Genomic DNA, 14,454 nt, shown 5'->3' on the forward strand with positions numbered 1-14,454 from the left:
GAGCATCGCCTCTTCAGTCAAGTCGAGCGCACCTGGAGCGGGGTCATCCTCGACTCCGCCGAGACCGCACGGTGGACCGTCGAGCGCACGACCACCGACACCGGGCTGCGCGTCACCGCACGCATCCTCGATAAATTCTACGCGCTCGGCCGCAAATGCTCCGACGGCTTCCGGGAGATCAAAGATCAGTTTATCCGGCATGATCTGACTCTTGGACAATGGAATTACGTGGTTGATCCTAACGGTTTTTCTTAATAAAGATGTATAACTAATTTATGCCTCGTTACTAGGCGTGCCACCGCTCAGCGGTGTCACGCATTACGGACGGGGCGAGCTATCGCGCAGACATTCATCATGGCTCGACCCGGCCCCGCCGTTCGGCGCCCGCTCAGGTGCAAGGCGCGCCTGATCACAGTCCGGCGGCGCATCAGGTCCGATACACACCGGCCGGTCATCACGCCACACCACCGCGTACTGGCCCAACCGGCGTTTTCGCTCCAGCGCCCCGGCCACCGCCCGCGTCAAGGCCTCCAGGGCCTTGGTTTCGTACTCAGGCGTCTGCATCATGTCGGTCTCCAACCGGGTAGTCGTTGCAGGATCGCGGGTTGCCTCACCTCGCGCCGCTCGCCCTCTTGCGTAAAAAGCAGCTCGGGGCGTTCACTGCTGTTAATGAAACAGACGGTCCGATCGACCGCCGCCGCGTAGTTGCCAAAGAGGTTCTCCAGGCTACGGACGAAACGGCGTTCGATATCCTCGACCGGGATCCGGTGGCCGCCGTGTCGGACGCGCTCCGCCACACGCATCTTCGCCATCTCCACGGTGGGGAGCACCAGGTAGATCAGTTCGATCCGCCAGCCGTTCAGCTTCAAGCGCCGGATCAAGCGCAAGTAGCCGCGTCCCGCGAGGGTGGCCTCGAAGCCAAAATCGTGCCGTGCCGCGATGTGCCGCTCCACCTCACCGAGAAAGATCCGACTCGCCGCGACCCGCTCGCGCTCCGGCGCTAAGGGCGACATGCCGGCCGCGATCAGGTCCGCATTCACGAAGCGGCGGCAGCCCGCGACGTTGGGAAGATATTCCAACGCGAAGGTCGTCTTGCCCGCGCCGTTCGGCCCGGCGATGATCCAGCAGGTTGGCTGACCTTGGCCGCTCATACGAGGCGAATCCTGCCGGTGAGCAGTTCTTGCATCATGCCCTGCTTGAGGTTGCGGGCCTTGGCGAGCTTGTCTTCCAGTGCGGCGATCTCGGTGTCCATGTCGGAGAGGATGGCTGCGATGGCGGTTTGCTCGGCGACAGACGGAAGCAAGAATTTAATTGCGGAAAGCACACTCCCGCTAAGGGATGGAAGTGCAGTGGTGCTGACAAGACTGCTTAGCTTCGTGTTGAGCAGCAGGTAATGAATAAATCGATTATCGGTTCGACTAGTGTCGAGGACGAAAGCGGCCATGTTGTTGTCCAGGCAGCTTGCCTTAGTCAAAATCTTCTTTCTCTCGAGAAACACGGCGGCACCAACTTTGGCGAAAACTATACTATTGGCCGGGAAGGCTATGGCACCGAGTTGCTTTCGAAGTGCCTCACTTATGTAATTGTTCGCTGTCTCTATAAAGGTTTCGTTACCTTCAGTGTTCATGTCGGAGACTTTGAAGAATGGATACTCTCCTGCACTGGCTCCTTGAAACTTAATAGGGAAGCCGCTCCCACTTTGAAACCGTCCAATATCGCCAGCGCTCGCTAATTCCCACTCGTCGCTGAAACCCAGCAGACGCTTCTTGCCGGTGAGCAATTCCTGCATCGCGCCTTGTTTGAGCTGGCGCTTCTTGGCGAGAAGGTCATCCAGGGATTCGATGAAGGCATCCGCGTCGCTCAACGCCTCGGCAATGGCTGCTTGTTCGGAGCATCCCGGCATTGGGATCATAAGGCCCTTAATCTGCCGCACATTAGCCCGCTTAAATGTCGAGCCTACCATCAAATCAGAGAGCTGAGAGCCAATAATTTCTGAACGAAACACCGATTGAAGAAAATCAGACGAGAAGTCCGGCGACCTCTTCCGCAGTAGGCAAACATCCTGCCCCATAGCAAATGCTTGATGCCAGTCGGCTACTTGCGCGATCTCGCCTACAGTGGCATTCCTACTCATAATAAGATCACCAGGTCGCGGCTGACGCAAACCTTCTGTCAGCAACCTGTAAAATCGCTCGTTCGTTTGATTCGCATTGGTTAAATCAACAAAGCGAACTTGGACCTCTTTTATACTGGCCACGGGATAGCCTGAGGGGATGAACGTGGCAGTGACATGTTTGCAGTCAGTTACACTCCAGAAGCGACCAAGACAATCAACATCCCAATCCTCCGGAATCACCCCCAACTCAGTCTGCTTGTACCCCTTCGGAATGTCACTCATCGCAGGCCCCATCATCAGTGCCCGGCATCGGGGTGGGTTGCAAACCCCCTTCGCTGGCGGTATCCCGTTTCGTAGGGGCGGGTTTCAAACCCGCCCCTACGCCAGCATCGCGGTGGTCATTGGGTTTCAAGCCCGTCCCAACGCCAGCATCGCGGTGGTCATTGGGTTTCAAACCGGTCCCAACGCCAGCATTGCGGTGGTCATTGGGTTTCAAAACCGTCCCCACGCCAGCATCGCGGTGGTCATTGGGTTTCAAACCCGTCCCAACGCCAGCATTGCGGTGGTCATTGGGTTTCAAACCCGTCCCCACGCCAGCATCGCGGTGGTCATTAGGTTTCAAACCCGCCCCTAGATCGGCATCGCGTTGGTCGGGAGCGGGTTTGAAGCCTGCACCGACGCTACCGGTATCGACACGGGGCGCATTTTCAGGATGGAGGCTGTCTTCGGACCAGAGGCGCGGATTATCGATAACATATTCGGCAATGCGAGTGTAATCCGCCTCGCTGCGGATGATGTGTTCATAATAATTGCGTTGCCAGATTGAGGTGCCGGGCGTTTGGCGAATCTCGTTGATCCGGCGGGCGGAGAAGGTCTTGAATGCCCGGACGATCTCCGACAAGGCATGGCGCTTGGTAGGGGCGGGTTTCAAACCCACCCCTACATCGGCGTCGCGATGGCGGTGATCGGATTTTAAATCCGCCCCTACATCGCTCAGAACGATAATGCCATGGACATGATTGGGCATGACGACGAATTGATCGAGACTGACATGCGGATAATGGTTTGGCAGATCGTTCCAGGCCTGCGCAACCAGCGCACCATATTGGTTCGACACAAATAATCCCGCGATCACTTCGCCGAACAGGCAAAGACGCTGTTGAACGCAGAGGGTGATAAAATAGGCCCCGGCCTGAGTGTAATCGTATCCTTTCAGGCGCATGGAGGCACGGGGGCGAATCTCTGCCGGCATCTGCTTCACCTCACTCTGCTCGCGTCGTTCCGAGAGCGCCGCTTGTTCGGATTGTCCATGCTCACAAGGGGGCGATTATAGCCTTCGTACCTGATTTCCAGACAGACCCTTGGTGTAGGGGCGGGTTTGAAACCCCCCCCTACGTCCGGTTATCACGTCCGACGAGTATAGGTCAGACGCTGTCTGACCAATTCCCTGGTTGCGCCCAGGCAGGATAAAGTGTTGACTCCGCGCCGAATGTTTAGGACTGCGACAAAATCTTCGGCACCGATGGGTCCCGAAAAGATAAGGGACGAGGCAAAAGCCTTTGTGCAGCGGCGGCGTATCGTCCGGTCCGAATTGCGCAGGCAGTGTCTGCGCAATCTGATCAACGCTGCGTGTCATAATGCAAACCCCATCCGCTCCAGGTGTCGGCTCACCTTGCTCTCCAGCGCCGAAACCCGCGCGGTCAGCCCAGGCATCGGCGTCTCGTACCGCTCGGCCAGTTCCTTGACACGCTGAGTCAACTGCTGGCTCACGCGGTCCATCTCACCGTGGATGGCGGCGGCGAGTGCCGCAAGCCACTTGTCGTCCACGACCAGCGACTTGATATCGTCCTCAGTGAGCTTGGGATAGTGCTTGTAGGCCAAGGCATCGAGCGCGGACTCCGCGTCCTTCAGTCGCTTCTTGAGGTCCGCTTCGTCGCCGTTGAGCTTGAGCCAGTCGTTGAGCACGGCGGCCTCGTCCTTGCTCTCCTTGTCACCCTTGATCTCCCTGAGCCGGGCGGCGACGTTGATCTTGTTGACCTTGTCCAGTTCGGCAAAGGCGCCCTCGTCCCCACCGTGCTCTTCTTCCAACTCGGCGAGCCTGGCGCCGACCGCCTCCAGTTCGGCGGCGATCTGATCAATGTCCGCCTGCTCCCTGGCGTAGTAGCGGGCGACGATCAGGGGCTTCGGTATCAGGTCACAGGTCCAGCCCTTGTCCTTCGGCTTGCCCTTCTTGTCGGTCTCGATGATCCGATAGGTCTCGGCCTTCCAACCGTCGGCGGCGATCAGGTACAGATCGTCCTGCATGGTCTCGGCCCAGTAGTCCAGCAGGTGCTGGTAGATGTGGTAGGGGTCGATGAGCGGTTTGTCCTGGTAGTGGGCAAGCAGCCCCTCGGACAGCCAGACGATGACCTCCTTCGGGTGGCAGCCGGCAGCAAGGGCCTTGAGCGCGGCAGCACTCTGCGCTTGCCAGGCGGCGAAATGCGTCTGCATCCCGGCGATGAAGGCGGCGAACTCGGGATGCGCGTAGATGGCGGTCTTGATGGCCGGTTTCTCCACGGCCAGATCCAGATAATCGGGGCGATTGGGGCTGAACAGGGTCTGCCGCAGTTGCGGGCAGACGAACCAATAGGGGGCCAGCGCATCGACATCGGCGGCGGGGATGCCGCCCTGCAGGTGGCCGGCGATATCCTGCAGGTCCTCGGGTGTCTGGCTGTCGATGTAGCGCGGCAGGTTGAGGTTGAAGTCGTTGCGCTCGATTTCATCGATGCCGACCATGCGCGCATAGCGGGGGACGTCGCGCCGACGGGTGTAGACGTCGACGATCTTATGGATGTCCTGGGCGCGCAGCCGGTTCTTGGGGCCGTCCTTCATGAAGCCGCCGCTGGCGTCGATCATGAAAATACCCTTGCGCGCCTGGGCGTCTTTCTTGTCGATGACGACGATGCAGGCGGGGATGCCGGTGCCAAAAAAGAGGTTGGCGGGCAGGCCGATGAGCCCGGCGATGTAGCCGCGGCGCACCAGGTTGCGGCGGATCTCGGCCTCGGCGTTGCCGCGGAACAGCACGCCGTGCGGCAGGATGCAGGCCCCGGTGCCGGTGCTCTTGAGCGAGCGCACGATATGTAGCAGGTAGGCGTAGTCGCCCTGCTTGGCGGGCGGCACACCGAAGTGCTTGAAGCGATCGAAGGGGTCCTGGAGTGGGTTGAGCCCGGTCGCCCAGCGCTTGTCGCTGAAAGGGATATTGGCGGCGATGTAATCGAAGGTCTTGAGATAGTCGCCGGCCAGGTACTTGGGGTCGGTCAGGGTGTTGCCCTGCATGATCAAGGCAGTAGGATTGTTGTGCAGAATCATGTTCATGCGGGCCAGGCCGCTGGTGGCGGCATCCTTTTCCTGGCCGTAGAGGGTGACCGGAGTACGCGCCGCGTCGGCGATCTTGAGCAGCAGTGAGCCGGAGCCGCAAGTCGGGTCGTAGACCGTGGTGTCGGCGCTGGTTTGCGCCTCGCGGATGCCGAGGATCTGGGCCACTACCCGGCTGACCTCGGCGGGGGTGTAGAACTGGCCCTTGCTCTTGCCGCTTTCGGTGGCGAAGTGCCGCATCAGATATTCGTAGGCGTCGCCCAGGATGTCGTCGCCGTCGGCGCGGTTCTTGGAGAAGTCGAGCGCCTTGTTCTCAAAGATGGCGATCAGGTTGGTGAGCCGCTCCACCTTCTCCTTGTCGGTGCCGAGCTTGGTGGAATCGTTGAAGTCCGGCATGTCGGACAGCCGGTTGGCGTTGGCCAGCGGACCGAGGATGCGCTTGTTGATCTGGTCGCCGATGTCGGACTTGCCCTTGAGGGCGACCATGTCTTTGAAGCTTGCGCCCGCGGGGATGGTGATCGGCGCGAACGGCTGGCCCGCGTATTTGTCGCTGACATACTTGACGAACAGCAGCACCAGGACGTAATCCTTGTACTGGCTGGCGTCCATGCCGCCGCGCAGCTCGTCGCAACTGGACCAGAGGGAGGAGTAGAGTTCGGACTTCTTCAGGGCCATGGACGCGAGTCTTGTGGGTTGGGCGCAGGCAGACTGAGGCCGGGGCAACTGGCCCGAAGCGTCGCTGGACCATCAGGGACGGGGCGATGCGCCTGTAGCGGGTCAGCCAATCATACGCCGAAGCCCCGTCACCCTGCGTCCGTCCAGGCGGCCTCGATCAAGATTCCGGCCACCTGGGCTCGCCGTGTGCGTAGTCAGGCCATCCTGGCCTGACACCGTCAGGGCTGGAAGCCCTGACTACGCACCCCGCTGGCCGGGATTACGATCAAGGCCGTCCAGGGCCTTGATCATCGTTCCGGCCGGCCGCGGGCGGTCCGCACAGCGGACCCTACGGGTCCGCTGTGCGGACCGGCGACTCGGCAAGACTTGGTCGGCATACCGACCACAGGGCCTCACCGCCCGCCTCCAGATGGCACAGATACGCCCGCAGGTCAAACTCGTACTGACCGTAGCCAGGCTCCATGTGCGCACACAACTGGTAGAACGCCTTGTCGTGCTCCCGTTCTTTCAGGTGGGCGAGCTCGTGCACCACGATCATGCGCAAGAACTCAACGGGCAGGTCGCGGAACAGGCCGGCGACGCGTATCTCGCGCTTGGCCTTGAGCCGGCCGCCCTGCACCCGCGAGATGGCGGTGTGGGTGCCGAGCGCGTGCCGGACCACGTGCAGCCGGTTGTCGTAGTTCACCCGCGACAGCGGCTCCGCCTTGCGCATGAAGGCCGCCTTGAGTTCGCTGACGTAGGCGTAGAGCGCCGCATCGGTGCGCACCGCGTGCGCCGCCGGGTAGCGCCTCGCCAGCAGCGAGGCGAGCCGGCCCTCGTCCATGAGCCGACGCACCTGGGAGACCAGCGGCTCGGGATAGGCGGAGAGGTACTTCATCGTCGTCATCGCTATGGCCTCGGCCCGGGTGCGCGCTCGAAAGTGGACCAGAAATAGACCGGAACATAGTATTGCACCCCTAACCGCCCAAGTGAGGAACCCCAAGAGGAACCCCGGACCGGACACCATGCCGAAATTCTCAGACCTGTACGTGAAAAACCTAACGCCCCAGGCCGCCCGCTACGACGTGCGCGAAGGACAAGGCTTCGGGGTCCGCGTCTCGCCCGATGGGAATAAGGCGTTTTTCTTCATCTACACGTTGCAAGGCAAGAAGCGAAGCATGACTTTTGAGCAGTATCCAGCGGTCACCCTCAAGGACGCACGCAATATCAACCTGTCATTCGATGCGGGCGGAAATCTGGTTGAATTGGTTGTCCTGGAAGCGCGCGAAGCCGGGTTGTTACCGGCGCTGCTGGATACCAGAAAAGCCGCCTGAGGAATGGTGGGCCGTCTAGGACTTGGACCTAGGGCCAAGGGATTACCCATCATGTGTTTCATAACATCAAGTACATGTTTTACAAACATTAGACAAGTGCGCCACGAGTTCAAGGCGCACTTACGGCGCAGTTAAGAAAAAATGGGGTCGAAACCGGGCCGGGTTGCCAGTCTTGGGGCGGATGTCTCGGGTATCGCTGGGATCGCGGAACCGGGTCGGGGATGTCGCTTGGCTGGAGTCTAAGGGTCAGCAGTCAGGCGAATCTTCAGAAGCCGGAATCTGGTTAAGGGCAGCGGTTTGCTGGTAAGTCATCGGCCCGAACAAAAAAGGACCCCATGGCCCACGGGCCGTGATGCCAGCAAGGTGTTCGCGGATCGCCCCTATCAGCATGATAAACCCGCTCTCTTGCGCCATTGGGAGCGCTTCCTCGCGGGGCAGATCAGGGGCGGCAACCAAGATAGCAAAGGCATTGATCGAAAAGAAGTAAGGTGGATTTTCGCTTTTGGATTCGTCAAGCGTGACGGTCAATTCCAGGGCGAAAGCGTCCTCCCTACCTTCGATCGGCGAGCACGACAGCGTTGGCACGATCAGGCTGCCGTCGCTCGGGCCGGTCGGGACGTGGCCGGGGTTGGCCCTGACCACTGTTTCCGTGAAGAAATAGCGGTCAAGCTGCAACGGGAAGGTATCCATGCGCCCCCTTGGTGGCATGGTTCGCCCAAACCGACGCGGCAGCGGCAATCGGCTCCGGTTCGTTCCGCACGATACCAAGCCACTGCACGCGCGTGTATCGCGGCGTAAGGTGTAAATGGAGCGCCCCGTCTACCGCGGCGGCAAGTTCGACCATGCTCTTGATTGTCAGGTTGCTGTCGCCGCGCAGAATTTTGGTGACATAGGCTTGACTGGTTCCTAGCCTGTGCGCAAGTTCAGTCTTGGATATGCCTTGCTGTTTCATGCGTCGCTCAACGCACACGGCAAACCCGATCTTAGCGTCTTCGGTCAGATAGTCGGTATCGTCGGCGAGATCGCGATACCACTTAAGGGCGGCCATCTCACTCATTGTCGTTCTCCACAAGGTCGATTTGTCCGACCTTCTTTGCGGTCAGATATCGGTTTTTCGCAGCGACCGCCGCGGTTACCTCGGCGGGTTTCACCTTCTGGGACCTCTTGACGGTGCCGTGTGTCAGCACCGTCAGGTGTTCTTCATTGTCCATGAAGCAGAACACACGTAAGGCGCCCTTGCGAAATTCCCAGATGCTCTCTTCGCGGTTTGCCAGGTGGAACTGCTCTTCCGTCAAGCCTTGGCGCCCATGTTCTGCGTACCGCCGGAACAGCGCTTTGAAGCCCTTTGCGCTTGCCGCCATGTTGGCTGGCTGCTCCTGCAAGAACGTCAGCACACAGTCCTCGCCCAAGACGCAGGCGACAATCCGTCGATTTACATGCTCCAAGATCCGTAGGCGCAAAATCTTAACTCATAAGTTAAGTACAAGTGAAGAAAGTTTCAAGGGCCAGCGTCTTCCGTCTCTCCCGCCCCCCACGATCCGATCATCCCTGCAGGCGAACTCAGTGATCGCAGCGTCCGAAGTCCGATTTCCTCCAGCCAGATCGAGCGTGTGCAAGGCGTCGTGACCGCGTGCCGCCAGCCAGCGCGCCAGACGCTTAGGCAATTGGGCATCGACGACGAATCTCATGCGGCCAGCGGGACGAGGTGTTTAGTATGGGCAATCCGAGCGGCAAAGGCCAAGGCGGCAAGGATGTCTTCGCGGGTCAGATCCTCGTAGTTGGCCAGGATGTCGTCGATGCTCATGCCGCCCGCAAGCCACTCCAAGACCGTCTCGACCGGGTAGCGGAGTCCTCGGATGCAAGGCTTGCCGTGGCAGATGGCCGGGTCCATGGTAATTTGCTCGATCATCGCTGGGCTCCCGGGACCTCAGACTCATTAGCGCTTGAGGGAATGGTGGGCCGTCAAGGATTTGAACCTTGGACCAAGGGATTATGAGTCCCCTGCTCTAACCGCTGAGCTAACGGCCCGTAAAGCAGTTTGGCTGACCGTCCATGGTGCGTCGATTATATCGGCATCCCTGCCGTCTTGGATTCTCCATGATGGTTTTCGTGGTCTTATAGAGGCGTCGAACGCGACAACCGGATGTAGGGGCGGGTTTCAAACCCGCCCCTACGCCGTGTCCGGCTATCAGGTGCGACGGCTATCGCCACGAACATCACTCGGTATCAAGGAAGCTCTTGAGCTTCTCGGAACGGGTCGGGTGGCGTAGCTTGCGCAGGGCCTTGGCTTCGATCTGACGAATGCGCTCGCGGGTGACGTCGAATTGTTTGCCGACTTCTTCCAGCGTGTGGTCGGTATTCATGTCGATGCCGAAGCGCATGCGCAGGACCTTGGCTTCACGCGAGGTGAGGCTGGCCAGCATGTTCTGGGTGGCCTCGCGCAGACCGGCCATGGTGGCGGACTCGACCGGGGAGATGACGCCGGAGTCCTCGATGAAGTCGCCCAGATGCGAGTCCTCGTCGTCGCCGATCGGGGTCTCCATGGAGATCGGTTCCTTGGCGATCTTCAGCACCTTGCGGACTTTGTCTTCGGGCATTTCCATGCGCGCGGCCAGCTCTTCCGGGGTGGCCTCGCGGCCCATCTCCTGGATCATCTGCCGGGAGATACGGTTGAGCTTGTTGATGGTCTCGATCATGTGCACCGGGATGCGGATGGTGCGCGCCTGATCCGCAATGGAGCGGGTGATCGCCTGGCGAATCCACCAGGTGGCATAGGTCGAGAACTTGTAGCCGCGACGGTATTCGAACTTGTCGACCGCCTTCATCAGGCCGATGTTGCCTTCCTGGATCAAATCCAGGAATTGAAGCCCGCGATTCGTATACTTCTTGGCGATGGAGATGACCAGACGCAGGTTGGCCTCGACCATTTCTTTCTTGGCGCGGCGGGCCTTGGCCTCGCCGATGGACATCTTGCGATTGACTTCCTTGATCTCGCCGACGGTCAGGAAGTTTTCGCGCTCGACTTCCTGGAGCTTGCGCTGGGCACGGCGGACATCGTGAGAAAACTCCACCAGACGCGCGGCGAAAGGCCGCGTCGCGGCGAGCTGCTGCTCCAGCCACTGGGGGTTGGTCTCGTTATCCGGGAAGCTTTCGATGAATTCCTTGCGGGGCATGCCGGCCTGATCGACGCAGGCGCCCATGATGGCCTTTTCCTGCGAGCGGATGCGCGAGATGGTGCCGCGCAGGATCTCGGCCAGCTCCTGAAAGACGTTGGCGACCAGTTTGAACTGCAGGAAGACCTCGGACACCTCGGCCATGGCGGCCCGCGAGCGGGGGTCATCCCGTCCGTACTGTTCGAGGTTGACCTTGAGCACGTCGAAGCGATCACGCAGCAGTTGCACCCGGCGCGCGACTTCGACCGGATCGGGTCCGGTATCGGCGACGGCCACGGCTTCCTCATCGTCGTCGGAGGCCGGCTCCTCGATATCCGACTCGGCATCCGCTTCGGCAACGACTTCCGGAACCGGCGCAACTACCGGAGCCGGCACCGGTTCGGCATCGGGGTCGTTGAACCCGGAGATGACATCGGCCAGCCGGGTTTCTTCGCGTGCGACCCGGTCGAAGATCTCGATCAGTTTCTGCACCGAGCGGGGGTAGACGGACAGGGAGGACAGGACCTGATTGAGGCCCTCCTCGATGCGCTTGGCGATCTTGAGTTCGCCCTCGCGCGTCAGCAATTCGACCGTGCCCATCTCGCGCATGTACATGCGCACGGGGTCGGTGGTGCGCCCGAACTCGCTGTCGACACTGGCCAGCGCGGCGGCGGCGGCCTCGGCGGCGTCGTCGTCCGAAACGGCATTGTCCGTCAGGGTCTGGTCGATGATGTCAGGGGCGGACTCATGGACCATGATCCCCATATCGTTGATCATCCGAACGATGTCTTCGATCTGCTCGGGCTCGACGATACCGGGAGGCAAATGATCGTTCACCTCGGAATAGGTCAGGAAACCCTGCTCTTTGCCTTTGGCGATCAGCTGCTTCAGCTGGGACTGGTGCTGTTCTTGATCCATGGGTTACCTTTGCCGTTCTCTGGGAGAGTTATCAGGCAGACTTGAGGCCGTGCGCGGAACTACGCATTCTAGCACAGAATGTCAAGCTCGATTAAATTTTTCAGTGTTCTAAACCGCGTCCAGCGCGAAATGCGTCATTTTCATCGCATACCGCGCTGGGCGCGGTTTATCGGAGACGCGTCCGCGCCTGGGCGTGGTCGCGATCCATCTGCTCACGTATCTCCTCGCTCCACTCCGCGGTACTGCGCCGATTGAGCGGCTGCAAGCGCTCGGCATCCCGCACATCTTTGCTCAGCCCCTGCAGTGCGCCGATCAACTCGGCGGCCAGACCGTCCTCCGGGACATCGCGCAAAAAGGGTTCCACGCTCAGCCGCTGGAGATAATCGAAGTGCGGATGGTCGCGCCAGCGCTCCGTCAGGGTGGCCTTGTTGATGCCCGGATACGCGGTGATCGCATCGAGTAACTGGGCCAGGACAGCCACTCCCGGATTCTCCAGCCGTCGCCAGTCGTCGGCCTGCTCCGCGGCCGCGGGCGCCAGCTCGGGGTGGTCAAGCAACAGCGCGATGGCCTGGGCGACCAGGCTCGGGCGCGTCGGCCGCTGCACCGGGGTCACCCCGCGGCGCGGACGGCTGCGACGGGCACCGGTGCTCGGCGCCATCCTCGCCTGGGCCTCCAGATCCGCCAGCGTACCTTCCAACTTAGCCTTGTAGATGCCGGCCGTTACTTTCTTAATCAAGGGTTTCGCCAGACCCACCAAACGAGCGCGACCATCCCGGCTGACCGTATCCAACTGAGCGGACAGGTGCTCGAAAAGATACTCGTCGAGCGGCTGGGCGCCGACGAGCCGCTGCTCGAAGGCCGCCAGGCCCTCGGCGCGGATCAGGGTGTCCGGGTCCTCGCCATCCGGCAGAAAGAGAAAGCACAGCGACTGACTGCCGGTCACCAGATCGTGGTGCAAGGCCGTTTCCAGCGCCTTCCAGGCCGCATCACGTCCGGCACGGTCGCCGTCAAAGCAAAACACCAACTCCGGCGCCGAGCGCAGCAGCACCTGGAGGTGGTCGATGGTGGTTGCCGTGCCCAGGGTGGCAACCGCATAGTCGATGCCGAACTGGGCGAGCGCGATGACATCCATGTACCCTTCGACCACCAGTAGCCGTTCCAGTTTGCGCCGCGCCTGCTGGACTTCGTAAAGCCCATAGAGTTCGCGCCCCTTGTGGAAGACCGGTGTCTCCGGGGAGTTGAGATACTTGGGCTTGCCGTCACCGAGCACCCGCCCGCCAAAGCCGATCACCCGCCCGCGGCGGTCGCGAATCGGGAAGATCACGCGGTCGCGAAAGCGGTCGTAACGCTTGCCGTCCTGCTCCGTGATGAGACCGGCCTGCAACAACCGCTCGCGCTGCGCCGGGCTCTCACCCAACCGCGTCAGCAGCAAATCCCAACCGGGCGGCGCATAACCCAGGCCATAGCGCCCGGCAATCTCACCGCTCAGACCGCGGCCCTTGAGATACTCGATCGCGCGGGATGCATCCGGATGCTCACGCAACTGCAAGCGAAAGATCTGGGCGGCCTGATCCAGGATGGCATAGAGCGGCGCATAGTCGGGTCCGGCCGGCGCCGCGGCCGCCTCGCTCGGCACCTCGATCCCGGCCTTGTGAGCCAGTTCATCGATGGCCTCACGAAAACTGAGCCGGTCATACTCCATGAGAAAACCGATGGCGCTGCCATGCGCACCACAGCCAAAACAGTGATAAAACTGCTTCTCCTGGCTGACCGTGAAAGACGGGGTTTTCTCGTCGTGAAAGGGACAACGGGCCTGAAAGTCCTTACCCGCCTTGCGCAACTGCATCCGACCGCCGATCAGCTCGACAATGTCGGTGCGTGCGAGCAGATCATCGATGAATTGGGATGGAATCCTGCCGGCCATGCACGCAGCCGGCTTCAGGCACCGAGCCGCCGCTTCACCATGGCACTGACCGCGCCCATGTCGGCACGTCCTTGCACCTGGGGCCGCAGCACGGCCATCACCTTGCCCATGTCGCTCATGGCCGCCGCACCGCTGGCGGTGACCGCGGACTCGATCAGGGCGGTCAGTTCGGCCTCGCTCAGGGCCGCCGGAAGGTAGCCCTGGATGACCTCGACCTCGAAGCGCTCCACATCGACCAGATCCTGACGACCGGCCGCACCGAACTGCTCGATGGAATCCCGCCGCTGCTTGACCATCTTGTCGAGCACGGCCAGCACCTGGGCGTCATCCAGCTCGATGCGTTCGTCGACCTCGCGCTGTTTGACGGCAGCGAGGATGAGGCGAATCACCCCGAGCCTGACCTTGTCACCCGCCTTCATGGCGGTCTTCATGTCGGACTGGATTTGCGCCTTGAGCATAGTCTCGACCTACTGCGGCATCAGGCCGCGACCGACTGAACTTCCGGGAGGATGGCAGGGCTCGGACTGCAGCCGAGACCCCGGGGGCCAAGCGACCGTTAGTACGGGCGTTCCCAGCGACGCGATTCGCGCTGCAACTTTTTGTGATGACGCTTCACAGCCGCTGCCTTCTTGCGCTTACGCTCGGAGGTGGGCTTTTCGTAGAACTCACGGCGACGGACCTCGGCGAGCACACCTGCCTTTTCGCAGGAGCGCTTGAACCGCCGCATGGCGACCTCGAAGGGCTCGTTATCTTTGACGCGGACGCTGGGCATAAATGTCCTTCAGACTCCAGACGATAGGTTAGGCGAAAATAAAGACCGCTGATTTTAGCTGAAACGCGGGGGTGATTGCAAAGGGCATCGTCGCGCAACAGCAATTCCAAATTTGGGCGGCACCACGCGACCTCTGGTGGATGCGGCGCGCGCGACCGCCGTGCCGGGTCCCCGACACCGAGCGGCGCGCCTTATCCACCCTACAACGGAGCCGGTTTCGTAGGGTGGAT

The 14,454-nt window shown here is 61.0% G+C and carries 17 protein-coding genes and 1 tRNA gene; 2 read left to right on the forward strand and 16 right to left on the reverse strand.

Annotation, left to right across the window (positions count from 1 at the left end):
* On the forward strand, window positions 1-255 hold a 255-nt coding region (locus tag A39O_RS0123885), incomplete at its 5' end, for an ISAzo13-like element transposase-related protein (RefSeq protein ID WP_026199705.1).
* A gap of 63 nt (window positions 256-318) precedes the next feature.
* Here A39O_RS0123885 and A39O_RS34890 read toward each other — a convergent pair.
* The 6 genes from A39O_RS34890 to A39O_RS0123920 form a co-directional block, all read right to left on the reverse strand.
* Entirely contained in the window at window positions 319-567 is a 249-nt protein-coding gene (locus A39O_RS34890; protein ID WP_020507190.1) for a hypothetical protein, read from the reverse strand.
* A complete protein-coding gene (locus A39O_RS0123895) occupies window positions 564-1,151 on the reverse strand; it encodes a zeta toxin family protein (protein WP_020507191.1) in 588 nt (195 codons plus the stop codon). The genes A39O_RS34890 and A39O_RS0123895 overlap by 4 nt, the downstream gene beginning before the upstream one ends.
* The gene (locus tag A39O_RS37060) at window positions 1,148-2,398 is read right to left on the reverse strand and encodes a restriction endonuclease subunit S (protein WP_211211706.1); all 1,251 of its coding nucleotides are present in this window, start codon (window positions 2,396-2,398) and stop codon (window positions 1,148-1,150) included. The genes A39O_RS0123895 and A39O_RS37060 overlap by 4 nt, the downstream gene beginning before the upstream one ends.
* A complete protein-coding gene (locus tag A39O_RS42310) occupies window positions 2,391-3,368 on the reverse strand; it encodes a transposase (RefSeq protein ID WP_211211707.1) in 978 nt (325 codons plus the stop codon). Before A39O_RS42310 ends, A39O_RS37060 begins: the two co-directional genes overlap by 8 nt.
* Before the next feature lie 380 nt (window positions 3,369-3,748).
* On the reverse strand, window positions 3,749-6,145 hold the full coding sequence (locus tag A39O_RS0123915; protein ID WP_020507194.1) for a type I restriction-modification system subunit M: 2,397 nt from the start codon (window positions 6,143-6,145) through the stop codon (window positions 3,749-3,751).
* Between the two features lie 328 nt (window positions 6,146-6,473).
* The gene (locus tag A39O_RS0123920; protein WP_040528625.1) at window positions 6,474-7,031 is read right to left on the reverse strand and encodes a M48 metallopeptidase family protein; all 558 of its coding nucleotides are present in this window, start codon (window positions 7,029-7,031) and stop codon (window positions 6,474-6,476) included.
* Window positions 7,032-7,149: 118 nt separating this feature from the next.
* On the opposite strand from A39O_RS0123920, the gene A39O_RS0123925 reads away from it, so the two are divergent.
* Window positions 7,150-7,458: an Arm DNA-binding domain-containing protein gene (locus tag A39O_RS0123925; RefSeq protein WP_020507196.1), complete on the forward strand. Its 309-nt coding sequence runs from the start codon at window positions 7,150-7,152 to the stop codon at window positions 7,456-7,458.
* A 246-nt stretch (window positions 7,459-7,704) separates the two neighbouring features.
* Here the strand turns inward: A39O_RS0123925 and A39O_RS0123930 are convergent, their stop codons facing one another.
* The 10 genes from A39O_RS0123930 to rpsU form a co-directional block, all read right to left on the reverse strand.
* On the reverse strand, window positions 7,705-8,148 hold the full coding sequence (locus A39O_RS0123930; RefSeq protein WP_020507197.1) for a hypothetical protein: 444 nt from the start codon (window positions 8,146-8,148) through the stop codon (window positions 7,705-7,707).
* A complete protein-coding gene (locus tag A39O_RS34910) occupies window positions 8,123-8,515 on the reverse strand; it encodes a helix-turn-helix domain-containing protein (RefSeq protein WP_020507198.1) in 393 nt (130 codons plus the stop codon). Before A39O_RS34910 ends, A39O_RS0123930 begins: the two co-directional genes overlap by 26 nt.
* Entirely contained in the window at window positions 8,508-8,852 is a 345-nt protein-coding gene (locus A39O_RS0123940) for a type II toxin-antitoxin system RelE/ParE family toxin (RefSeq protein WP_157640382.1), read from the reverse strand. The genes A39O_RS34910 and A39O_RS0123940 overlap by 8 nt, the downstream gene beginning before the upstream one ends.
* 75 nt (window positions 8,853-8,927) lie before the next feature.
* The gene (locus A39O_RS40000) at window positions 8,928-9,146 is read right to left on the reverse strand and encodes a DUF5615 family PIN-like protein (RefSeq protein ID WP_085954719.1); all 219 of its coding nucleotides are present in this window, start codon (window positions 9,144-9,146) and stop codon (window positions 8,928-8,930) included.
* Entirely contained in the window at window positions 9,143-9,367 is a 225-nt protein-coding gene (locus tag A39O_RS0123945) for a DUF433 domain-containing protein (protein WP_026199706.1), read from the reverse strand. Before A39O_RS0123945 ends, A39O_RS40000 begins: the two co-directional genes overlap by 4 nt.
* A gap of 43 nt (window positions 9,368-9,410) precedes the next feature.
* Window positions 9,411-9,486: transfer RNA gene (locus A39O_RS0123950), tRNA-Ile, on the reverse strand.
* Window positions 9,487-9,674: 188 nt separating this feature from the next.
* Window positions 9,675-11,528: an RNA polymerase sigma factor RpoD gene (rpoD, locus tag A39O_RS0123955; RefSeq protein WP_020507201.1), complete on the reverse strand. Its 1,854-nt coding sequence runs from the start codon at window positions 11,526-11,528 to the stop codon at window positions 9,675-9,677.
* A gap of 166 nt (window positions 11,529-11,694) precedes the next feature.
* Window positions 11,695-13,452, reverse strand: coding sequence for a DNA primase (dnaG, locus tag A39O_RS0123960; RefSeq protein WP_020507202.1), 1,758 nt, complete (start codon window positions 13,450-13,452; stop codon window positions 11,695-11,697).
* A gap of 14 nt (window positions 13,453-13,466) precedes the next feature.
* Complete coding sequence (locus A39O_RS0123965) at window positions 13,467-13,910, reverse strand: GatB/YqeY domain-containing protein (protein ID WP_020507203.1); 444 nt, start codon at window positions 13,908-13,910, stop codon at window positions 13,467-13,469.
* A gap of 98 nt (window positions 13,911-14,008) precedes the next feature.
* Window positions 14,009-14,224: a 30S ribosomal protein S21 gene (gene rpsU, locus A39O_RS0123970; RefSeq protein WP_020507204.1), complete on the reverse strand. Its 216-nt coding sequence runs from the start codon at window positions 14,222-14,224 to the stop codon at window positions 14,009-14,011.
* Window positions 14,225-14,454: the final 230 nt, after the last annotated feature.

The sequence above is a fragment of the Lamprocystis purpurea DSM 4197 genome, from assembly GCF_000379525.1.
GTDB classification, from domain to species: domain Bacteria; phylum Pseudomonadota; class Gammaproteobacteria; order Chromatiales; family Chromatiaceae; genus Thiodictyon; species Thiodictyon purpureum.